This window comes from Pseudomonas sp. F2 (assembly GCF_057174385.1).
Map to the genome: position 1 here is coordinate 2,822,036 of NZ_CM169904.1, position 22,264 is coordinate 2,844,299.

Below are 22,264 nucleotides of genomic sequence, written 5' to 3' on the forward strand. Positions count from 1 at the left end.
GCGAAACCGCCAGCCGCAACACCCGAAGCAACGGATAAACACCCAAAACCCCAGGAGCATGGTCGGCCCAGAGGCCGCCAAGTCAAACCACCCCAGCCAAATCTAAACCCGAGCCTGACTCTTGCTCCAATCCGTCAACAAACTATAAGCCACCGCCAACAACGTAGGCCCGATAAACAGCCCGATAAACCCAAACGCAATCAACCCGCCAAATACCCCAAGCAACACAATCACCAACGGCAGATTCCCGCCCCGGCTGATCAGATAAGGCTTCAACACGTTATCCACGCCACTGATGATGAACGTGCCCCAGATCCCGAGAAACACCGCCATCCCGTACTCGCCCTTCCACGCCAGCCAGGCCGTCGCCGGAATCCACACCAACGGCGGCCCCATCGGAATCAGGCTCAACAGGAACGTCACGATCCCCAACACCAGCGCCCCAGGAACCCCGGCAATCAGGAACCCGATCAACGCCAGAATCGCCTGCGCCGCTGCCGTACCGATCACTCCGTTGACCACCCGCTGCACGGTACCGGCCACCAGCTCGATGTAATACCCGGCCCGCTCGCCAATCAGCCGCTCCAGCAGACCGTGCACAAATGCCGCCAGTCGCGGCCCGTCGCGATAGAAAAAGAACACGAAGACAATGCTCAGGGTCAGCTCGAGGATTCCGCCGCCGATCTGCGCACTGCGCGCCAGCAACCAGTTGCCGACCTGCCCCAGATACGGCTTGATCGACACCATCAGCGCGGCGCCCTGCTGATCGATGCTGTTCCAGACCCCGACCAGCCGCTCGCCGACCAGCGGCACGCTGCCGAGCCAGGCCGGTGCTTCCGGCAGGCCGTCGACCTGTACATCCTTGATGAACGCCGTGGCATCGCGCACGTGATCGGCCAGATTGAAACCCAGCCACACCAGTGGCGCCGCCACCAGCAGCATCCAGCCAAGGGTCAAAATAGCCGCAGCAAGTGATTCGCGGCCATTGAGCCAACGGGTCAACAGACGCATCAGCGGCCAACTGGCGAACGCCAGCACCGCCCCCCAGAACAGCGCCGACCAGAACGGCGCCATCACCCACAGGCTGGCACCAAACAGCACCAGCAGGAGAATCTGCACCAACAGCCGATCATTATTGAGCATGTAAAGTCTCGAAGAAGTCAGTCGGTCAAAGCGTAGGCGAACACGCCATGCGCGCACGTCTGATGCAGCTTATCGCAACAGATCAATGCGCAGGCCAGCGCCGTCGGCGCTCCCCGCCTCCATCCGCGCCGCGCGCACGCCCTGACCGATCAATGCCTGACGCCAGGCCTCGGCCTTCGGCCCGGAAATCGTCACGCGCTGGGTGGTGTCGAGGTTCAAGCCGCGGGAAATCAGTCGTAGCCAGGTGTCATCCGGGTCCCCGGTCAGCTTGGGAAAGTCCAGTTCGCCGGTGCTTTTGAGCTGTCGCAACAGCGTCGCCGACGTCGGAAGCAACTCGCCCAACGGCGCGCCCGCTTCGAACTGTTCGACATGCAGGTAGGCTTTGCGATTGCCGCGGGTGATGCTGTAGAGCGCCACCAGGGTGTTGTCCTTCGGTGCAGCCAGACGCAACAGCAGATAGGCCTGTTGCTCGTCGGCACCGTACAGCTTGGCATTGCCGAACACTTCATTGGCCCACAGGCTGCTTTCGCCGCAGTCGCGGGCCTGGCACCAGAACAGCAACTCGGCGTCCTGCTTTTGCAGGGCTTCGCGAGCAGCAGTGAAGGCTTCGGTGGCGGAGTGCTCCGGGGGCAATTCATAGGTGACCGAAGTGGTCTGGCCGCGCGCGGTGACCTGGCCGTCGAAGCGCAACTGGCCGCTGATCTTGCGAATCGAGCCCAGCGGATAGATCCGCTCGAGCTCCACCGGAGGGCGATAGTCGACAATCTGCGCATCGGCCAGGCGCGGCACGATCTGCAGATCCTGGCTGCCTGGCACATCGGCAGCGAAGAGAACGGGACTGAAACAGCACAGCGCCAACAGACTGAGTGACCGCATAGTCAGGCTCATCGGATCGGCATGGCTTGGCGGGTCGGGGTCGCAGCGGTATAGAAATCCATCGTGTTTGTCTCCCATTTCAACCCGCCCAGCCTCGACAGTTGCCCGGTGCAAGTCAAGGAATGGCGAAGAAGCGATTGAAACAGTCTGCGACAAGGTCGGCACCGGACTCATCGTTCAGGTGCAAATGATGCCCGCCCGCCAGCTGTTCCTGGCTAAAGGGTAGACGCTCCAGCAACTCCGGATGTCTGGCCAGCATGCCGTCGGCGGCGACCACCAGTTGCGCCGGACAGGTGATGCGCTGGACGAACGCCATCGCCTGCTCCTGAGTCAGGCGCAACGGCGATGGCAGAGTCAGCCGATTATCAGTGCGCCAGGTATAACCGCCGGGCACCGGCATCAAACCGCGTTGCGCCAGCAGTTCGGCGGCTTCGCGACTGACCGCCACCAGCCCTTTCATCCGCGCTTCGATGGCACGATCGAGGGTGTTGTAGACCGGTTTGCGCTTCTCGCGCAGATCCAGCTGCGCCTGCAAGGCCATGCCCATGCGCTCGGCGGCGTTTTCGCCTTTATCTGTAGGCGGAATCACCCCATCGATCAGCGCCAGATGGCTGATGCGCTCCGGCAACGAACCGGCCAGCACCAGCGAAACGATGGCGCCCATCGAATGCCCGAGCAGGCCGAAGCGCTTCCAGCCCAGTTGCTCGGCAACCTGCAGCACATCGTGAGCGTAATCCCACAGCGCATAACCGGCGCCGTTCGGACGATGCCCGGAATGCCCATGCCCGGCCATGTCCAGGGCAATGATGCGCAGGCCTTTGAGCCTCGGCGCCAGGCGCGCGAAGCTGTTGGCGTTGTCGAGCCAGCCATGCAGGGCGATCACCGGCAGACCGTCCTCGGGGCCGAACAAGTGCGCCGCCAGTTCGATATGCGGCAGGCTCAGGCGCACTTCTTCGAAGGTCGGGCTCATGCGCAGTCCTTCTGTAGGCGGCGCTCCCAACGCGTAAACAGCTCTTTGAGCAGGCGCGCGGTGTCTTGCGGACGTTCGAGCGGGAACATGTGTCCGCCGGGCATGCTCAGGGCTTCACCCTGGGGCAGGCGCCCGACGAACCGCGTGTGATGACGCATGACCACCCGGCTCTTGTGACCACGCACCACGGCCAGCGGCACCTGCAATTGGCGCGTACGGCCCGGGCTGGTGTGCGGCACGCCGCGATAGATACTGATTTCGGTGGCCGGGTCGAAGCGCAGACGCAACTTGTCGCCGACCGTCTGCAACCCGTGTTGCAGGTAGGCATCGAAGCATTCCGGATCGAAACCGCGAAACAGGGTCTTGCCGGCAAAGTAGCTGCGCGCCGTGTCGAGGTCGGCGAACTCCTCGCGTCGCCCCAGCGTACGTCCGGCCGGGGTCAGTCTGTCGATGAAGCCGAAGCGCTTGGCCGCGCGGATCACCCATTGATCAGTGCGGGTCAGCACCGGCGAGTCGAGCATGACCACGCCGCGATACAGCTCTGGGCAGCGCAATGCGGCGTGCAGGTGCAACACGCCGCCAAAGGAATGGCCGACGCCCCACACCGGTTGATCCTGCTGCTGCAAATGGTGGATCAGTTCGTCGACCAGGTTGTACCAGTTGTCGTCCGCCGGGAAACGCGGGTCATGGGCATGCTGCTCCAGATGCGCAACCCGGTACTCGGGCGCCAGCGCCGCGAACAACTTGCCATAGGTGCCCGAGGGAAACCCGTTGGCGTGGGCGAAAAAGATCGGTTGCGACATGCGGACTTATCCATGAACGGGAAACGTGATGTTGATTGTCCGTAAGACCAGGATCGGCAGCAATGACCATAACTGCCAGAAAGGGTGGTGGAGTTGTCGTGAAAAGCAAAAGATCGCAGGCTGCGCCAGCCCCTGCATGGGAATCGCTTACATTCTGTAGGAGCTGCCGCAGGCTGCGATCTTGTTATCTTCAGCAGATCACCGGGCCGGTGGCTGCTCGCCCAACGGCACCACCGCCATGGTCAAACGCGAGACGCAACTGGCCTTGCCTTCATCGCTGGTCAAGCGAATGTCCCAGACATGCGTGGTGCGACCGATGTGAATTGGCGAAGCCACTGCGGTCACCCGCCCGCTGCGCAAACCGCGCAGATGGTTGGCATTGATCTCCAGCCCCACGCAATAGAATTTGCTGGCATCGATGCACAGGTAACTGGCCATGGAACCAACGGTTTCCGCCAGCACCACCGAAGCGCCGCCGTGCAGCAGACCATAAGGTTGATGGGTGCGGTGATCGATGACCATGCTCGCCGTCAACGACGCTTCGTCGAAGGACTCAAAGCGGATATCCAGCACTTCGCCGATGGTGTTTTTCTGGATTGCGTTCAACTGCTCGATGTTCGGAGTGGTGCGCCACAAGGTCATCGCAGGCTTCCTTTGTTGTTTTGATCGTCACTCAATCCTGCCACAGCACCGCCTCGCTGCGCGCGCTCCATTCTTCAAACCGCGCGCCATAAGTGTCTTCGATGACGTTGCGCTTGATCTTCAAGGTCGGCGTGAGAAAGCCGTTTTCCACCGCCCAGCTGTCCTTGACCACCACCAGCCGGCGCAGGCGTTCGTGCTTGTCGAGCACGGCGTTGACCTCTTCGAGCAGCTTCTCCAGGCTCGAATGCAGACTCGCCCGCGCCTCCTCCTGATTGACGTTCGACAGCACGCACAAGCCCAGCGGGGCACTCAGGCCATCACCAACGACACAGACCTGTTCGATCCGCGAATGCACCGCCAGCCGGTTTTCAATCGGCGCCGGGGCCACGTATTTGCCTTTGCTGGTCTTGAAGATTTCCTTGAGCCGGCCGGTCAGGCGCAAACGCCCCTCGGCATCCTGTTCGCCCTTGTCGCCGGTACGCAGAAAGCCGTCCTCGGTGAGGGTCTCGGCGGTTTTCTGCGGTTCCTTGAAATAGCCAAGCATGTTCGCCTGACTGCGCACCTGCACCTCACCGGACTCGTCGATCCGCACCTCGACCTCCGGGCACGGCTTGCCGATCCAGCCTTGCTTGTACTGACCCGGCAGGCAGATGTGCGAATAGCCGCAACTCTCGGTCATGCCATACACCTCCAGCACATCAAGGCCGAGTTTCCGATACCAGCTGAGCAGAGTCTGCGGCACCGGTGCCGCACCGGACAGGGCAACGCGCAAGGCATCAAGGCCTAACCCGGCCAACACCTTGTGCCCGACCCGCTTGCCAATGAATGGCAGGCCAAGCAGGAAATCCAGGCGCTTGGCCGGGATCTTGCCGTACACGCCCATCTGGAATTTGGTCCAGATGCGCGGCACGCCGAACATCGCCGTGGGCCGCGCCCGCTGCAGATCGGTGATGAAGGTGTCGAGGCTTTCGGCAAAGAACACGGTTTGCCCGGTATAAATCGCCGCCAGTTCAACGAACATTCGTTCGGCGACATGGCACAGCGGCAGGTACGACAGCAGGCGGTCTTGCTCGTTGAGCCCGAACAGTTGCGTGCCGCGAGTCGTGGCAAACCCCAGATTGGCAAAACTGTGCATCACGCCTTTGGGCAACCCGGTGGTGCCGGAGGTGTAGATGATGGTCGCCAGTTGTTCGGCCGCCGGGCGTGGATCGTCCTGGATCGGCGAGCTCCTTAGCAGGTCATCCCAACTGAAATCAAACTCGCCGGGCGGATGCAGCGGCAGACTGATGGTTGGCAGATCCGCCGGCACACCGACCGACATACCCGGCCAGTCATCGAGCTTGCCGATGAACGCCAGCACGCTTTCCGAATGTGTCAGGACCTGATTCACCGAGTCTGCCGTGAGGTTGGGATACAGCGGCACCGAGACGTGTCCGGCCATCCAGATCGCCAGATCGGCAATGATCCAGTGCGCGCAGTTTTTCGAGATCAGTGCAATGTGGCTGCCTTGCGGCAATTCCCGTGCGCGCAGCCAGTGCGCGGCGCAACGGGCCTGATGGCCGACGTCGGCCCAGGTCAGCGTCTCGACCTGCCCGCCACCGATGGGCTGCACCAGAAAACGCTGGCGCGGGTGCCGGGCCTCACGCTCGTAGAATACGTCCAGCGGTAAACGGAAGGCGGCAGACATGCGACTCGCTCCTGTTTTTTGGGTCTGGAGCAAGCGTAGTCAACCAAGCAAGTGCTTGGTTGGATTTTTTACCAAAAGAAACAAGATCAAAAGACCGCAGCCTGCGGCAGCTCCAACAGAGACCTGCGCAGGCTGCGATCTTTTGCTTTTAGGGGTGCTTGAGGCTGTTGAGGGTCATCGAGCCTATCAACAACTCAGGACTTTCCAGTTCGGCCAGGCCAGCGGTGCTGACCTTCTCCGGCGGATACCCGGCGCCATGCTGCAGATAGCTCAGCAGGTTGCCCACCAACGGGTTATGGCTGACCAGCAGCACATTGCTCACCGACACCAGCTGATCCGCCACCTTGTCCGGATCGCTCTCCGGCGTCAGCCAATCGACGGTGCGGATCTCCGGCTCGAACCCCAGAGCCTCGCGAACGATCTGCGCAGTCTGTTGTGCGCGCAGATAAGGGCTGGCGTAAATCGCCGTCAGCGGCTGACCGATCAATCGGGCTGCGCTGCTCAAGGCCTCTTGGCGACCGTGCGCGGTCAGTTCCCGTTCAGAGTCGGGGCACGAGCCATAAGGCACGGCCTCACCGTGACGTAATACCCAGAGTTTCATAGCTTGGGTTCCTCATCGCGGGCCGGATGCGGGGCTGGCGGCACGGCGTGCGGCGTCTCGCCTTCCGGGGCACGCGGGGTCGGCCAGTCGGCGAACGGCCAGGGTTTCTGGTCGCTGTGAAAGCTGCCGAAGCGGCCGATCTGCGCAAGGAACTGGCTCAGGCTGTCGCCGAAATTCATCAGGCTGGCGCTCGGCGCGCCGTAAATCAAACGATAGACCAGTTGCACCAGCACCACCGCGCCGAGGATGAACTGCGCCACTTGCCAGACCAGCACGTAGACGATCATCCACAGCACCCGCAGGAGGATGGATTCGTACTTGGCTTCGGTTTTCGGATCGTTCATGGCTCGCTTCCTGTTGAATCAGTTGAAACCGCTGGTGGAAATAAAGTCGACGTCGGTTTTCGGCTCGGCCCGCATCAGTAGACCGATCACCTGCTCCAGCGTGCGTCCTTCAAACAGGATCGCATGCAGCCCGGCGACCAGCGGCATGTACACGCCAACCTCCTGGGACTTGGCCTTGAGCACCTTCAGGGTGTTCACGCCTTCAGCGACTTCGCCCAGGCGCGACACGGCTTCATCAAGGCTCAAGCCCTGACCGAGGGCAAACCCGACCTGATAGTTGCGGCTCTTGGGTGACGAGCAGGTCACGATCAAGTCACCGACCCCGGCCAGACCGAGGAAGGTCATCGGATTGGCGCCCTGGTTCACCGCGAACCGGGTCATCTCGGCCAGGGCGCGAGTGATCAGCATGCTCTTGGTGTTCTCGCCCATCTCCAGCGCTACCGCCATGCCGGCAATGATCGCGTAGACGTTTTTCAACGCGCCGCCCAGTTCGACACCGAAACGGTCAGCACTGGCGTAAACGCGGAAGGTGCGACCATGCAACGCAGCCTGTACCGCTTTGCAGAGTTCTTCGTCTTCGCTGGCAACCACCGTGGCGGTCAGCGCGTGCTCAGCGATCTCCCGCGCCAGGTTCGGCCCGGACAGCACGCCGATGCGCGCCTGCGGGGCGATCTCTTCGAGGATCTGGCTCATCAGTTTGAAGGTGTGGGCTTCGATGCCCTTGGTCAGGCTGACCAGCATCTTGCCGCTCAGGCGCTCGGCATGAGCAGCCAGCACCGTGCGCAGGGCGCTCGACGGCAGCGCGACGAAGCACAGTTCGCAGGCGTCGAGGGTGGCCTGCAGGTCGGTGACCGCCGTCACCCCCGGCAGGATCTTGATGCCTTTGAGGTAACGCGGATTCTCGCGATTGACCCGGATGGCCTCGGCCTGCTCGGGGTCGCGCATCCACTGCAGGACTTGATGGCCGTTCTCGGCCAAAAGATTGGCCACGGCGGTACCAAAACTTCCGCCTCCCAGGACCGCAATCGGGCGCTGTTCAGTCATATGCAATCCGTTAATCCATACCAGTGGCGATGCCGGCATTATACGGGGCGACCGAAGCGCGGCCAGCCCCTGCGTCAATTACCGGCACTTGTAGGAAGAAGACCAATAAAACCTAGGAAAATGCCAGCATCGTGACTGGAAAAGTCACTGTCCTCGGTTAACATGCGCGCCAATTCTTTGTGATCAAGGCTGTGTCGTGTCTTTTGGCTCTCCCCCTTCACGTTCATCCCTGTTGCTGGCGCTGCTGTTCAGCCCGGTGTTGCAGGCGGACGACCTGTTTGTCGACAGCGAAACGCTGCCGCAGGTGCTGACGGCCACACGCCTGAAACAGACACCGGCGGAAGTGCCGGGGAGCATGACCGTACTCGACAGTGAACTGATCAACGCCAGTGGCGCCCGCGACATCAGTGAATTGCTGCGGCTGGTGCCGGGAATGATGGTCGGCAACATCAGCGGCAATCAGGCGGCGGTCAACTATCACGGGACCAATGCCAGCGAAGCGCGACGCATGCAGGTGCTGATCGATGGCCGCTCGGTGTACCGCGCGGGCCTGGCCACGGTGGACTGGAGTGATATTCCGGTGGCCATGGAAGACATCGAGCGGATCGAGGTTTTCCGTGGGCCGAACACGGTCAGCTACGGCGCCAACGCGCTGATGGCGGTGGTCAACATCATCACCCGCAACCCGGCAGACAGCCACGGCACACGCCTGAAGTACACCCGCGGCCAGCGCGGCATTAACGATTTCTATGCCAGCCAGGGTACGGGCTGGAACGGCGGCGACTTGCGCCTGTCGCTGTCCGGCCAGGAAGACGATGGCTTCGACAGCGACCGCACCGGCGCCGATTACCGCGACAGCCGCCGTTTGAACCGCTTCAGCCTCGCCGTCAGTCAGACCCTGAGCGACAACCAGAGCCTCGACTGGCAGGTCAATGCCAAGGACGGTACCAACCAGCGCCCTTATACCTACCGCCCGGTGTTCTCGGGGATTACCGCTGCCGGGAACAATTCCGACGTGGTCGCCAAGGATTACGCCGGCTCGGTGCGCTGGAGTCTCGACATCAATCCGCAACACAGCCTTTATATACAAGGCTCGGCGCAGCACTGGGATCGCCAGCAAGTATGGCGCGCCTGTGATGCCGAAGTGTCGTTCAGCCCGCAACTGACACAGCTGTGGCAGCTCAACCCGAACTACACCGAACGCCTGGCGCGCAACATCACCCGCTTCACCGGCCCCGGTCCGGAAGCCGGAACGCCACAGGAAATGGCTCTGGCCAATCAAGTGCTGGATCAATGGCGCAACGGTGCCAGCCAGACCTTGTGTGGCGACATCGACCAAAGCGCCCGCGAGTCGCGCTACGATCTGGAATTGCAGGACACCCTCAGCCTGTCCGACAGCCTGCGACTGGTCAGCGGCATGAACTATCGTTACGACCGGGCCGACTCCGAGACCTACTTCAACGGCACGCTGGACGACACCACCTGGCGCGCGTTCGGCCAACTGGAGTGGCGCGCCAGTGAACACTGGCTGTTGCAGGGCGGCGCCATGTTTGAAAACACCCAACTGATCGGCAGTTCGCTGACGCCCCGGTTCGCCGTCAACTACCTGATCAACCCACGCCATGGCCTGCGCGCGGTGTACTCGGAGGCGATCCGCTCGCCGGACATGTTCGAGAACAACGTCAACTGGAGCTATCAGGTGAGCAACCTGCGGCCGTCCGCCTATGGCCAGTCTTCGGCGCGCTACTTCGTCAAGACCCGTGGCCCGGGCAATCTCGATCAGGAACACATGCGTTCGCGCGAGTTGGGCTACAACGGCTATTTCGCCGAGTGGGGGCTGGCCGTGGACGTGAAGCTGTTCTACGACGAAATCACCGGAATGATCAGCGAGCCGCTGCGTAACAACCAGTACATCGCCAGCAACGCCAACAGCTCGCGCTTTCGCGGCACTGAAACCCAGCTCGACTGGCGCCTGAGCCTGATCGACCGCCTGCGCTTCACTTATGCCTACGTCGATGCCGAAGCGAGCAATCCGCTGGATCAGCAATTCACCTCACGCAACAGCGGCTCTGCCGGCTGGCTGCGCGATTGGGGCCATGGCTGGAACAGCGCCCTCTTCTATTACGGCGACAACGCGCTTAACGGCTATCGTTTCGAGCGGGTCGACACGCGCATCGCCAAACGCATCCCGCTGGGCAAAGCCCAACTGCAACTGGCCGGCGTGCTGCAGCAGCGGCTCGACAACGAACCGACCACTTTCGTCGACAACCAGTACGACGAGCGCCGGGTGCTGTATTTCAGCGCCGAGCTGGAGTTCTAGGGTGCGCTACGCCACGGCAAACAAGACGCCCACCCTTGGCCACTGGCTGGCGGGTGCCTGTCTGTTCTTGACCGCGTGGCTGCACGGCGTGGCGGTGCAAGCCGCCGATATCCTGTTGACCGGCGCCGAAGAAAGCCCCGGGGTGCAAGCCTTCGTCCAGGCCCTGAGCGAGCTGCGCCCCACTGACAACGTGCGGTTTCAGCCGCTGGCCAGCCTGCCGGCGCCGGGCAAGTTGCCGGGCAATTTGCGGATGATTCTGCTCGATCTGCCCAGCCTCGACTGGCGCCTGCAGGAGTCCCAGGGGCCGCCGACGCTGGTGTTGCGCATCAGCCGTTTGCAAGCGCGGCAACGCCTGGGTGCCGCACAGCCACCGCACTTGAGTCTGCTGTGGAGCGATCCGCCGCTGGGGCGGCAACTGCAGCTGATTCGGCGGATTCTGCCGCAGGTGCGGCGGGTCGGCGTGCTGTTCGACCAGCACAGCGAATTCCTGCTCAAGGAGCTGCATCAGGCCGCAGCGCCGCTGAATCTGCAAATCGTCAGCCAGCGCTGGGACAACACCCAGGACAGTCGCCCGTTGCAAGGCGTGCTGAGAAACAGCGAGGTGCTGCTGGGCCTCGACGACCCCGACCTGTACAACCCGAAAACCGTGAAAAACCTGTTGCTCAGCAGTTACTCCCGGCAAGTGGCACTGATCGGGCCGAACGTTGCGTTCGTGCGTGCCGGCAGCCTCGCCAGCACTTACAGCGATCAGCCCGACTGGCTGGCGATCCTTGACGGGTTACTGGACCGTCCCCCGGCAACATGGCCGCGCGCGCTCTACCCCGATCGCTTCAAGGTCTCAAGTAATGCGCAGGTCGCTCGTTCCCTGGGTATCGAGCCAATCGATGAAGCGTCTGTCGCCCGCCAGTTGGCTGAAGGAGAAAGCCACCCATGAATCTGCGTCGCCGCTGGGACATCAACACCCGCACGCAATTGATCAGCCTCGGCCCGGCCCTGCTGCTTACGCTGCTGCTGATCAGTTTCTTTACCTTTGTGCGGATTCAGGATTTGCGGCAGGAGCTCAATCACACCGGGCAACTGATCGCCAACCAACTGGCGCCCGCCACCGAGTACGGAGTGATTTCCGGCAACAACGAAGTGCTGGAAAGCCTGCTCAAAGCGACCCTGGCCACACCAAACGTGCGTTTTCTGGAAGTACAGGACAGCGCCAACCGGATCCTGGCCTACGTAGAACAGGCCGCCGACGCGCACAACCGCCCGCATCAGGTCGAGGTGTTTCAGGCCCCGGTGCGCCTGCAACGGATCGCCCTCAACAGTGATTTTTTCCACGACGCCAAAGCCAGCAATAACGTGACCAGCGAGGACTATCTGGGTCGGGTGATCGTCGGCCTGTCCAACGATGCCTTCAGTCAGCGTCAGCAGGAAATTCTGTTCAAGGCCGGGATTCTGGCGTTGTTCGCCCTGCTCTTCACGTTTGTGCTGGCGCGGCGTCTGGCCGGCAGCCTGTCGGCGCCGATCCGCGATATCGGCAACGCGGTCAAGGCAATTCAGCAAGGCGACTACAAGACCCCGCTGCCGATTGTCGATGACACGGAACTGGGCGCCCTGTCGCAGCACATCAACAACCTCGCCCAGGCACTGGAGCAGGCCAGTCGCGAACAGCATCAGGCGATGGCGCAACTGATCCAGACCCGCGAGGAAGCGGAAAAGGCCAACAACGCCAAATCCGATTTCCTGGCGATGATGAGCCACGAACTGCGTACGCCCATGAATGGTGTGCTGGGCATGTTGCAGTTGCTGGAAACCACGGACATGACCGAGGAGCAGATCGAGTACGCGGCGCTCGCTTCGGAGTCGACCGAACATCTGCTGAAAGTCATCAACGACATCCTCGACTTCTCGCGGATCGAACGTTCGGAGCTGGAGCTTGAGCACATTCCATTCAACCTGGCCGACCTGATCGGCGCTTGCGCCCAGTCGTTCCAGCACAGCGCGGTGCAGCGCGGCCTGGCCCTGAACCTGCGGATCCCCGAGGACATGCGCGACATGCAGGTGCAAGGTGACCCGACGCGGATCCGGCAGATTCTGGTTAACCTGGTGGGCAATGCCTTGAAGTTCACCGAGCGTGGCCGGGTCAGTATCGAAGCGCAATGGCAGTCGCTGGATCACGAACTGCTGTGGTTCACCTGTTCGGTGCGTGACAGCGGCATCGGCATCTCCTCGGAAAGTCTGGAGTTGATGTTCAACGCCTTCCAGCAGGCTGACAGTTCGATTTCCCGGCGCTATGGCGGCACCGGCCTCGGCCTGCCGATCGCCCGCACCCTGGCCGAACGCATGGGCGGGACGTTGCGCGCGCAAAGTGAAGAAGGCCTGGGCTCGGTGTTCACCCTGGAAATCCCGCTGGCCTTATATAAGCAGACATTGCCGCCGCTGGCGGCACCGCGCGCGGCCAATGGCAACGGGCATGGCGAGGGGCGCCATGTGTTACTGGTGGAGGACAATCCGGTCAACCAGACCGTGATCGAGGCGATGCTGCGCAGCCTTGGCTTCACCGTCAGCGTCGCCACCGATGGCGCGCAGGCGGTGCGCAGCGCCGAAGGCAATGAGTTCGAAGTGATTCTGATGGACTGCCGGCTGCCGATCATCGACGGCTATGAGGCAACCCGGCAGATCCGCCAACTGCCAGGGCGCGGCGAGGTGCCGATCATTGCGCTGACCGCCAACGCGCTGCAGGGCGACCGCGAAACCTGCCTGTCGGCGGGCATGAACGATTACCTGGCGAAGCCGTTCAAACGCAATGACCTACAACAGATTCTGCAGCGCTGGGTGCAGTAGTGACGGTTTTTCGACCATCTGCGACTGGCGTGAAAAGCGAAAGTGCGGCAGTCTTAGGCACCCGAACGAGCCTCAAAAGAGGCTTGAATAAAAATTTCAGTGCACAAGTGTACATTCATGTCCTTGGTGCTGTGACTTTCACCACAACGCAATAGTCTATGAGTAGGCTGCCGGTACGAGGCATGAACGCGTCGATCGGCCGGGAAGATTTGCCCCACCTGCCGCATGGGATTATTGAGGAGCTCGCATGACCAAACAAAACGCCTTTACTCGGGAAGACCTGCTGCGCTGCAGTCGCGGTGAGCTGTTCGGCCCAGGTAACGCGCAACTGCCCGCCCCGAACATGCTGATGGTGGATCGCATCACCCTGATCAGCGAAGAAGGCGGCAAGTACGGCAAAGGTGAATTGGTCGCCGAGCTGGATATCAACCCTGACCTGTGGTTCTTCGCGTGCCACTTCGAAGGCGATCCGGTGATGCCGGGCTGCCTCGGTCTGGACGCCATGTGGCAACTGGTCGGCTTCTTCCTGGGCTGGCAAGGCCTGCCGGGCCGTGGCCGTGCGCTGGGTTCGGGCGAAGTGAAATTCTTCGGCCAGGTCCTGCCGACCGCCAAGAAAGTCACCTACAACATTCATATCAAACGCGTCCTCAAGGGCAAGCTGAACCTGGCCATCGCCGACGGTTCGGTGACTGTCGACGGTCGCGAAATCTATACCGCCGAAGGCCTTCGCGTCGGCGTGTTCACCTCCACTGACAACTTCTAAGGGTTATTCGCATGCGCCGCGTCGTTATCACTGGTCTGGGCATTGTTTCGTGCCTGGGCAATGACAAAGAGACCGTCTCCGCTAACCTGCGTGCAAGCCGCCCTGGCATCCGGTTCAACCCGGAATATGCTGAAATGGGTCTGCGTAGCCAGGTTTCCGGCTCCATCGACCTCAACCTTGAAGAACTGATCGATCGCAAGATCTATCGTTTCGTCGGCCACGCAGCGGCTTACGCCTACCTGGCCATGAAAGACGCCATTGCTGACTCCGGCCTGACCGAAGAGCAAGTGTCCAACCCGCGTACCGGCCTGATCGCCGGTTCCGGCGGCGCGTCGACCCTGAACCAGATGGAAGCGCTGGACATCCTGCGCGAGAAAGGCGTGAAACGCGTTGGCCCATACCGTGTAACGCGGACCATGAGCAGCACCGTTTCCGCCTGCCTGGCCACGCCGTTCAAGATCAAGGGCCTGAACTACTCCATCGCGTCTGCCTGCGCCACCAGTGCTCACTGCATCGGTACCGCCATGGAACAGATCCAGATGGGCAAGCAGGACATCGTCTTCGCCGGTGGCGGTGAAGAAGAGCACTGGAGCCAGTCGTTCCTGTTCGACGCAATGGGCGCCCTGTCCAGCAAGCGTAACGACACCCCGGAACAAGCCTCCCGCGCCTACGACGCCGACCGTGACGGTTTCGTCATCGCTGGCGGTGGCGGCATGGTCGTGGTTGAAGAGCTGGAACATGCGCTGGCCCGTGGCGCCAAGATCTACGCCGAAATCGTTGGCTACGGCGCAACGTCCGACGGCTACGACATGGTTGCCCCAAGCGGCGAAGGCGCGATCCGCTGCATGCAGATGGCAATGTCCACCGTCGACACCCCGATCGACTACCTGAACACCCACGGCACTTCGACTCCGGTCGGCGACGTCGCGGAAATGAAAGGTGTGCGCGAAGTGTTCGGCGACAAGGCGCCTGCGATCAGCTCGACCAAGAGCCTGTCAGGTCACTCCCTGGGCGCCGCTGGCGTTCACGAAGCGATCTACTGCATGCTGATGATGGAAGGCAACTTCATCGCCGGCTCCGCCAACATCGACGAGCTGGACCCTGAAGTGGCCGATCTGCCGGTGCTGACCAAGACCCGCGAGAACGCCACCATCAACACCGTGATGAGCAACAGCTTCGGCTTCGGCGGCACCAACGCCACCCTCGTGCTGAAGCGCTGGGAAGGCAAGTAATTCCCTTCTGCTGAGCCGCACATAAAAACGCCCCGACTGGTTCGGGGCGTTTTTTTTGGCCTGCAGAAATGACTGAGTAATGCATAAGCCCTGTAGGAGCTGCCGAAGGCTGCGATCTTTTGATCTTGTCTTTTAAAAATCAAAGTCAAAAGATCGCAGCCTGCGGCAGCTCCTACAGAGGACATCAGTACCTTCCAAGATGAAACTTCTGTCATGCAACTTCCCGCCCTGCGACCGAATGTCGCGGATTTAGCGGGCTGCAGCACTGTTGCAAAAACCGCAACAACACCTTGCGCAAATCAAGCGTTTACTTAGCAGGCTAACAAATTCTATAACAGAGGCCTGCACACGCCTTGCTGCAGATAACAGAGATTGGAGCTAGCAGATGACTGTAAAAGTAACTGAACGCGACGATTCACACATGTCCCATGAAGGCGTAGCCGCCGGTGTACGGATCTGGGATGTGCATCAACAAGACTTGCTGGTCGGCATGTTCCATAACGAGATCGATGCCCACAACTACAAGGCCGAACTTGAACTGCAGGAACAGCAGCGGGATCTGAAATCCGCTTAGGCGATATTGAACCTGTGGCGAGGGAGCTTGCTCCCGCTGGACTGCGCAGCAGGCCCTGCTTTAAAACAAGGGCCGCTCCGCGCCCCGGCGGGAGCAAGCTCCCTCGCCACAGTTTGTCGTTATTACAGCTTTATCGGTTTACCACATCAGGTCATCAGGGATCTGATAGGCCGCGTACGGATCGTCCTCGGCATTGACCTCTTCGGTCTGCACGTTGAGCTGCACGATACGCTGCGGGTCGCGCTCCTGGATCTTCAGGGCCGCTTCACGAGGGATCACTTCGTAACCGCCGGCATGGTGCACGATCGCCAGCGAACCGCTGCTGAGTTTGTTGCGCATCAGCGTGTTGACCGAGATGCGCTTGACCTTCTTGTCGTCAACGAAGTTGTAGTAGTCCTCGGTGGTCAGCTTGGGCAGACGCGAGACTTCGATCAACTGCTTGACCTGCGCGGCACGGGCCTTGGCCTCGGCCTTTTCCTGCTGCTGACGATTCAGCTCCTGGTCGCGCTTGACCTTCTCGGCCATGGCTTCCTGAGCGGCGCGCTGCTGCGAATCATCCAGTTCGGCCTGACCTTTGTGGGCCAGGCGCTGTTGCTTCTGCTTGTCTTTGCTGACCTGCTTGGCCTGCTTTTGGTTGACCAGGCCTGCTTTGAGCAACTGGTCGCGAAGGGAAAGGCTCATTAATGCTTACTCACTTGGGCAACGGCTCAGCCGCAGCTGGGCAGATTCTTTTCCTGGCGTTTGGCTTCACCCCACAGGGCGTCCAACTCTTCGAGGGTGCAATCTTCCATGGGACGACGGGTGTCGCGCAATGCCTGTTCGATAAAACGGAAACGTCGTTCGAACTTGGCGTTGGCGCCACGCAGCGCAGTTTCCGGATCGACCTTCAGATGCCGGGCCAGATTGACCACGGAAAACAGCAGATCGCCGATCTCGTCGGCCACCGCTTGGGGATCATTTTCGGACATGGCTTCGAGCACTTCATCGAGCTCTTCGCGCACCTTGTCCAGTACCGGCAGGGCATCCGGCCAGTCGAACCCGACCTGTCCGGCACGTTTTTGCAACTTGGCCGAACGCGACAGCGCCGGCAATGCGGCGGGCACATCATCGAGCAGTGAAAGCTGCTCGGGCGCGGCAGATTTCTCGGCACGTTCTTCGGCCTTGATCTCTTCCCAGCGCTGCTTGACCTGGTCTTCGCTCAGGCGCGGCACATCCAGCGGCGCATACAGATCGCCGGTGGGGAAGACGTGTGGGTGACGGCGGATCAGCTTGCGGGTGATGCTGTCGACCACCCCGGCGAATTCGAAGCGCCCTTCTTCCCGGGCCAGCTGGCTGTAATAGACCACCTGAAACAATAGATCGCCCAGCTCGCCCTGCAAATGATCGAAGTCACCGCGCTCGATGGCGTCAGCCACTTCGTAGGCTTCTTCGAGGGTGTGCGGAACGATGGTTGCGTAGGTTTGCTTGATGTCCCACGGGCAACCGTACTGCGGGTCGCGCAGACGGTTCATCAGGTGGAGCAGGTCTTCAAGGCTGTACATACAAAATCTCACTCAACCGTGTAGGAGCTGCCAAAGGCTGCGATCTTTTGATTTTGATTTTCAAGATCAAAAGATCGCAGCCTTCGGCAGCTCCTACAGGGGACCGCGTTATGGGGTACGGTTACGCCGCGTTTCGATGATGTTCGGCAACTGCGAAATCCGCCCCAGCAAACGCCCCAGCGCATCCAGACCCGGAATCTCGATGGTCAGCGACATCAGCGCGGTGTTGTCCTCCTTGTTCGAGCGGGTGTTGACCGCCAGCACGTTGATCCGCTCGTTGAGCAGCACCTGCGAGACGTCACGCAGCAGACCGGAACGGTCGTAGGCGCGGATGACGATGTCCACCGGATAGGTGAGCACCGGCACCGGACCCCAGCTGACCTGGATGATCCGCTCCGGCTCGCGCCCGGCCAGTTGCAGCACCGAGGCGCAGTCCTGACGGTGGATGCTCACGCCGCGGCCCTGGGTGATGTAACCGACAATCGCATCGCCCGGCAGCGGCTGGCAGCAGCCAGCCATTTGCGTCATCAGGTTGCCGACGCCCTGAATCTGGATGTCGCCGCGCTTGCCCGGCTTGTAACCGGTCGCCTTGCGCGGAATCAGCTCCAGTTGTTCGTTACCGCGTTCCGGCTCGACCAGTTGCTGCGCCAGGTTGACCAGTTGCGCCAGACGCAGGTCGCCGGCACCGAGGGCGGCGAACATGTCTTCGGCGGTTTTCATGTTGGCCTTTTCGGCCAGCTTGTCGAAATCCACCGCCGGCAGACCGAGGCGATTGAGTTCGCGCTCGATCAGGGTTTTACCCGCCGCGACGTTCTGGTCACGGGCCTGCAACTTGAACCAGTGAACGATCTTCGCTCGCGCCCGGGAGGTGGTGACATAGCCCAGGTTCGGGTTCAGCCAGTCGCGGCTTGGCGTACCGTGCTTGCTGGTGATGATCTCGACCTGTTCACCGGTCTGCAGGCTGTAGTTGAGTGGCACGATGCGACCATTGATCTTGGCGCCACGGCAGTTGTGACCGATCTCGGTGTGCACGCGGTAGGCGAAGTCCAGCGGCGTCGCGCCTTTCGGCAAGTCGATGGCGTGGCCGTCCGGGGTGAAGATGTAGACCCGATCCGGTTCGATATCGACTCGCAGCTGTTCGGCCAGACCACCGATATCACCCAGCTCTTCATGCCACTCGAGGACCTGACGCAGCCAGGAGATTTTCTCTTCGTAGTGATTGGAGCCGGATTTGACGTCGGTGCCCTTGTAGCGCCAGTGCGCGCACACGCCCAGCTCGGCCTCCTCGTGCATGGCGTGGGTACGAATCTGCACCTCAAGCACCTTGCCCTCCGGACCGATCACCGCCGTGTGCAGCGAGCGGTAGCCGTTCTCTTTCGGGTTGGCGATGTAGTCGTCGAACTCTTTCGGGATGTGCCGCCACAGGGTGTGGACGATGCCGAGCGCGGTGTAGCAGTCGCGCATTTCCGGCACCAGCACGCGCACCGCGCGCACGTCGTAGATCTGGCTGAACTCCAGACCCTTGCGCTGCATTTTGCGCCAGATCGAATAGATGTGCTTGGCCCGGCCGCTGATGTCGGCGTCGACGCCGGTGGCCTGCAATTCATCCTTGAGCTGGGTCATCACATCGCTGATGAAGCGCTCACGGTCCAGCCGCCGCTCGTGGAGCAGCTTGGCGATCTGTTTGTATTGATCCGGTTCCAGGTAACGGAAGGACAAGTCCTCCAGTTCCCACTTGATATGGCCGATGCCGAGTCGGTGCGCGAGCGGCGCATAGATGTCGAAGACTTCCCGGGCGACGCGGTTACGCTTCTCGTCGTCGGCGGTTTTCACTGCACGGATCGCGCAGGTACGTTCGGCCAGTTTGATCAGCGCGACGCGGACGTCGTCGACCATCGCCACCAGCATCTTGCGCAGGTTTTCCACCTGGCCCTGGGTGCCCATCACCATCGACTGGCGCGGGCTGAGGCTGGCACTGATCGCCGCCATGCGCTGCACGCCGTCGATCAGCTTGGCCACCACCGGACCGAAACGCTGGCTGACGGCCGCGAGTTCAATCTGGCCTTCACGCACGCCGCGGTACAGCACCGCCGCGACCAGCGAATCCTGGTCGAGCTTGAGGTCGGCGAGAATCTCGGCGATCTCCAGGCCCGTACTGAAACTGCCGCTGCCCTCGGCCCACAGGTTCTTCTTGGCATTGGACTGCTGTTCGGCCTCGCGAGCGAACTCGCAGGCTTCTTTCAAGGCTTCGCGATCCAGTGCCATGTCGACACTGACCGCGTGATCGAGCCAAGCCTCGAGATTGATACTGCCGTCGGTGTTGATCGGCTGGTGTGCTCTCACCTGTACCATGCTGCTTTACCTTCCCTACGACGCAGATTCAATGCGTCAAATCGCTGATCCCTAATGCCCGTTTGCGCTCGCGGGGCTGAAGCGAGCGCTGCGCGGACAGATCAGACGGATTCAGACGAGCCATCCTGGCTCGCTTCAAATAACGCCATGGCCTCGACATGCGCCGTCTGAGGAAACATATCGAGAATCCCGGCACGTTTTAACCGGTAGCCCTGCTTGATCAATTCGACCGTATCGCGCGCCAGAGTTGCAGGGTTGCACGACACATAAACCAACCGCTCGGCACCCAGGGTCGCGAGCTTGCGCACCACCTCGAAAGCACCGTCACGCGGTGGGTCCAAGAGTACCGCAGAAAAGCCGTTTCCGATCCATTCGACATCGGTCAAAGGCTGGGATAAATCGGCTTGAAAAAACTTTGTGTTATGCAAATTGTTGCTAGCAGCATTTGCAGCGGCACGGCCGACCATGGTCTGCACGCCCTCCACCGCCACCACTTCACGCACGCTTTTGGCCAGCGGCAAGGCGAAGTTGCCCAGACCGCAGAACAGGTCGAGTACGCGCTCGTCACCGGTCGGCTTCAGCCAGTCCAGTGCCTGCGCGACCATCGCCTCGTTGACCCCGGCGTTGACCTGGATGAAATCCCCCGGCCGCCAGGCCAGATCCAGATCCCACTGTTCCAGGCGATAACCCAGCGACTGCGTGGCATCCACCGGTTGCGGCTCGCCGTCGCCATGCAGCCACAGTTGCGCGTCATGGAACTGGCAGAAATCCTTGAGGATCGTCAGGTCGGCTTCGGACAGCGGCGCCATGTGCCGCAGCAATACCGCCAGCGAAGAACCACTGAACAACTCGACGTGCCCCAGCGCTTGCGGTTTGCTCAAACGACGGAGCATCTCCGGCAAACGGGTCATGATCGGTTGCAAGGGCTGTACCAGCACCGGGCATTCGTTGATACCGACGATGTCCTGACTGCCGGCGGCGCGAAAACCGACTTCGAGCTGCTTGGCTTTCATGTCCCAACGCACGGCGATCCGCGCGCGGCGGCGATAGCCGAATTCCGCTCCGGTCAGCGGCGCCGCCCATTCGTCAGGCGCGACCCCGGCAACCTTCGACAGCTGCTCGGCGAGCATGCGCTGTTTCAGGGCAAGCTGTTCGGCGTGGGGCAAATGCTGCACGCTGCAGCCACCGCAACGGCCGGCGTGCTGACAGGCAGCCGGGCGACGCAGTTCACTGGCCTTGAACACGCGCTCGGTACGCGCTTCGACCACTTTGCCGTGGGTACCGAGCACCCGCGCCTCGACTTCTTCACCGGCGAGGGCGCCGAGGACGAACCAGGTTTTGCCTTCGAAAAACGCGATGCCGCGACCGTCATTGGCCAGGCGCTCGATGCTCAGGCGCTGCTTTTTGCCAGTCGGGATTTGCGCGGCCTTGCTGCCGCCGGTGGGCTGGAAGCGCAGGCCTCTCTCGTGCTTGGCCATCAGTTGGCCGCGTCGAAAATGCCGGTCGACAGATAACGGTCGCCACGGTCGCAGATGATCGCGACGATCACCGCGTTTTCAACTTCTTTGGACAGGCGCAGCATCGCTGCCACCGCACCGCCCGAGGACACGCCACAGAAGATGCCTTCTTCGCGGGCCAGACGCCGGGTGACGTTCTCGGCTTCGCTTTGCGCCATGTCGACAATGCGGTCGACGCGGTCGGCCTGATAGATCTTCGGCAGGTATTCCTGCGGCCAGCGGCGGATGCCGGGAATGGCCGAGCCTTCCATCGGCTGCAGTCCGATGATCTGCACGCTGTCGCTCTGCTCTTTCAAGTAGCGCGAGACGCCCATGATGGTGCCGGTGGTGCCCATCGAGCTAACGAAATGGGTGATGGTGCCCTGAGTCTGACGCCAGATTTCCGGGCCGGTGGTGGTGTAGTGCGCCTCAGGGTTGTCGCCGTTGGCGAACTGATCGAGCACCTTGCCACGGCCTTCGGCTTCCATCCGCTGGGCGAGATCGCGCGCGCCTTCCATGCCTTCTTCCTGGCTGACCAGAATCAGCTCGGCACCGTATGCGGTCATCGCCGCTTTACGCTCGGCACTGGAGTTGTCCGGCATGATCAGGATCATCTTGTAACCCTTGATCGCGGCAGCCATGGCCAGCGCGATGCCGGTGTTGCCCGAGGTCGCTTCGATCAATGTATCGCCAGCGTGAATCTGCCCGCGCAACTCGGCGCGAGTGATCATCGACAACGCCGGACGGTCCTTGACCGAACCCGCCGGGTTATTCCCTTCAAGCTTGAGCAAAAGGGTGTTGCTGGTAGCACCGGGCAGGCGCTGCAAACGCACCAGCGGCGTGTTGCCGACGCAATCGGCGATGGTTGGGTACTGCAGGGTCATGGCGTATTCGCAATCCAGACGTGCGGGGGCGCCTATCATACCGGCAAACGTTCGCAGGCCATATCACGCAAAGTGCGGTGCTTATGGTTTATGGGAATAAGCGGTAAAAGTCTCACCATTGGTGAGACAAAAGACCGGCCGTTCTGAAGTTGCCACA

Annotated in this window: 20 protein-coding genes; 6 read left to right on the plus strand and 14 right to left on the minus strand. The window is 61.4% G+C overall.

Annotation, left to right across the window (positions count from 1 at the left end; all coding sequences use genetic code 11):
- Window positions 1–102 precede the first annotated feature (102 nt).
- From AC193Q_RS12560 to AC193Q_RS12600, 9 genes are all read right to left on the minus strand, one after another.
- Window positions 103–1,143 carry an AI-2E family transporter gene (locus AC193Q_RS12560; protein ID WP_047295744.1) on the minus strand — a complete coding sequence of 347 codons (1,041 nt, stop codon included), beginning with the start codon at window positions 1,141–1,143 and terminating at the stop codon, window positions 103–105.
- 69 nt (window positions 1,144–1,212) lie between these two features.
- Entirely contained in the window at window positions 1,213–2,019 is an 807-nt protein-coding gene (locus AC193Q_RS12565; RefSeq protein ID WP_121186676.1) for a DUF4892 domain-containing protein, read from the minus strand.
- Window positions 2,020–2,134: 115 nt separating this feature from the next.
- The gene (locus tag AC193Q_RS12570; RefSeq protein ID WP_108183510.1) at window positions 2,135–2,989 is read right to left on the minus strand and encodes an alpha/beta hydrolase; all 855 of its coding nucleotides are present in this window, start codon (window positions 2,987–2,989) and stop codon (window positions 2,135–2,137) included.
- Entirely contained in the window at window positions 2,986–3,792 is an 807-nt protein-coding gene (locus AC193Q_RS12575; RefSeq protein ID WP_121186678.1) for an alpha/beta fold hydrolase, read from the minus strand. Before AC193Q_RS12575 ends, AC193Q_RS12570 begins: the two co-directional genes overlap by 4 nt.
- A 198-nt stretch (window positions 3,793–3,990) precedes the next feature.
- Complete coding sequence (locus tag AC193Q_RS12580) at window positions 3,991–4,434, minus strand: hotdog fold thioesterase (RefSeq protein ID WP_083368209.1); 444 nt, start codon at window positions 4,432–4,434, stop codon at window positions 3,991–3,993.
- 31 nt (window positions 4,435–4,465) lie between these two features.
- Window positions 4,466–6,121, minus strand: coding sequence for an AMP-binding protein (locus AC193Q_RS12585; RefSeq protein ID WP_121186680.1), 1,656 nt, complete (start codon window positions 6,119–6,121; stop codon window positions 4,466–4,468).
- 148 nt (window positions 6,122–6,269) lie between these two features.
- Window positions 6,270–6,722: a phosphohistidine phosphatase SixA gene (gene sixA, locus AC193Q_RS12590; protein WP_041067483.1), complete on the minus strand. Its 453-nt coding sequence runs from the start codon at window positions 6,720–6,722 to the stop codon at window positions 6,270–6,272.
- A complete protein-coding gene (locus AC193Q_RS12595; RefSeq protein ID WP_121186682.1) occupies window positions 6,719–7,066 on the minus strand; it encodes a DUF4389 domain-containing protein in 348 nt (115 codons plus the stop codon). Before AC193Q_RS12595 ends, sixA begins: the two co-directional genes overlap by 4 nt.
- 18 nt (window positions 7,067–7,084) lie before the next feature.
- On the minus strand, window positions 7,085–8,110 hold the full coding sequence (locus AC193Q_RS12600) for an NAD(P)H-dependent glycerol-3-phosphate dehydrogenase (protein ID WP_047295760.1): 1,026 nt from the start codon (window positions 8,108–8,110) through the stop codon (window positions 7,085–7,087).
- A 196-nt stretch (window positions 8,111–8,306) separates the two neighbouring features.
- Between AC193Q_RS12600 and AC193Q_RS12605 the strand changes: the two genes are divergently transcribed.
- The 6 genes from AC193Q_RS12605 (at window position 8,307) to AC193Q_RS12630 (ending at window position 15,834) form a co-directional block, all read left to right on the plus strand.
- Window positions 8,307–10,430 carry a TonB-dependent receptor plug domain-containing protein gene (locus tag AC193Q_RS12605; RefSeq protein WP_095668567.1) on the plus strand — a complete coding sequence of 708 codons (2,124 nt, stop codon included), beginning with the start codon at window positions 8,307–8,309 and terminating at the stop codon, window positions 10,428–10,430.
- Between the two features lies 1 nt (window position 10,431).
- Window positions 10,432–11,364, plus strand: coding sequence for an ABC transporter substrate-binding protein (locus AC193Q_RS12610; RefSeq protein WP_121186688.1), 933 nt, complete (start codon window positions 10,432–10,434; stop codon window positions 11,362–11,364).
- A complete protein-coding gene (locus AC193Q_RS12615) occupies window positions 11,361–13,265 on the plus strand; it encodes a response regulator (protein ID WP_182402042.1) in 1,905 nt (634 codons plus the stop codon). Before AC193Q_RS12610 ends, AC193Q_RS12615 begins: the two co-directional genes overlap by 4 nt.
- Window positions 13,266–13,512: 247 nt before the next feature.
- On the plus strand, window positions 13,513–14,028 hold the full coding sequence (fabA, locus tag AC193Q_RS12620; protein WP_003227150.1) for a 3-hydroxyacyl-[acyl-carrier-protein] dehydratase FabA: 516 nt from the start codon (window positions 13,513–13,515) through the stop codon (window positions 14,026–14,028).
- Between the two features lie 11 nt (window positions 14,029–14,039).
- Window positions 14,040–15,260 carry a beta-ketoacyl-ACP synthase I gene (gene fabB, locus AC193Q_RS12625; RefSeq protein ID WP_003227152.1) on the plus strand — a complete coding sequence of 407 codons (1,221 nt, stop codon included), beginning with the start codon at window positions 14,040–14,042 and terminating at the stop codon, window positions 15,258–15,260.
- A 385-nt stretch (window positions 15,261–15,645) separates the two neighbouring features.
- Window positions 15,646–15,834 carry a hypothetical protein gene (locus tag AC193Q_RS12630; protein ID WP_003227153.1) on the plus strand — a complete coding sequence of 63 codons (189 nt, stop codon included), beginning with the start codon at window positions 15,646–15,648 and terminating at the stop codon, window positions 15,832–15,834.
- A gap of 138 nt (window positions 15,835–15,972) precedes the next feature.
- Here the strand turns inward: AC193Q_RS12630 and AC193Q_RS12635 are convergent, their stop codons facing one another.
- From AC193Q_RS12635 to cysM, 5 genes are all read right to left on the minus strand, one after another.
- On the minus strand, window positions 15,973–16,515 hold the full coding sequence (locus tag AC193Q_RS12635) for a DUF2058 domain-containing protein (protein WP_007968960.1): 543 nt from the start codon (window positions 16,513–16,515) through the stop codon (window positions 15,973–15,975).
- Window positions 16,516–16,541: 26 nt separating this feature from the next.
- Entirely contained in the window at window positions 16,542–17,375 is an 834-nt protein-coding gene (gene mazG / locus AC193Q_RS12640) for a nucleoside triphosphate pyrophosphohydrolase (protein ID WP_483879580.1), read from the minus strand.
- A 108-nt stretch (window positions 17,376–17,483) separates the two neighbouring features.
- Window positions 17,484–19,727 (minus strand): GTP diphosphokinase, encoded by a 2,244-nt coding sequence (relA, locus tag AC193Q_RS12645; protein WP_041067509.1) that lies wholly within the window; start codon window positions 19,725–19,727, stop codon window positions 17,484–17,486.
- A 101-nt stretch (window positions 19,728–19,828) separates the two neighbouring features.
- A complete protein-coding gene (gene rlmD, locus AC193Q_RS12650) occupies window positions 19,829–21,205 on the minus strand; it encodes a 23S rRNA (uracil(1939)-C(5))-methyltransferase RlmD (RefSeq protein WP_121186694.1) in 1,377 nt (458 codons plus the stop codon).
- Window positions 21,205–22,107: a cysteine synthase CysM gene (gene cysM, locus AC193Q_RS12655; RefSeq protein ID WP_179295020.1), complete on the minus strand. Its 903-nt coding sequence runs from the start codon at window positions 22,105–22,107 to the stop codon at window positions 21,205–21,207. The genes rlmD and cysM overlap by 1 nt, the downstream gene beginning before the upstream one ends.
- Between the last annotated feature and the right edge of the window lie 157 nt (window positions 22,108–22,264).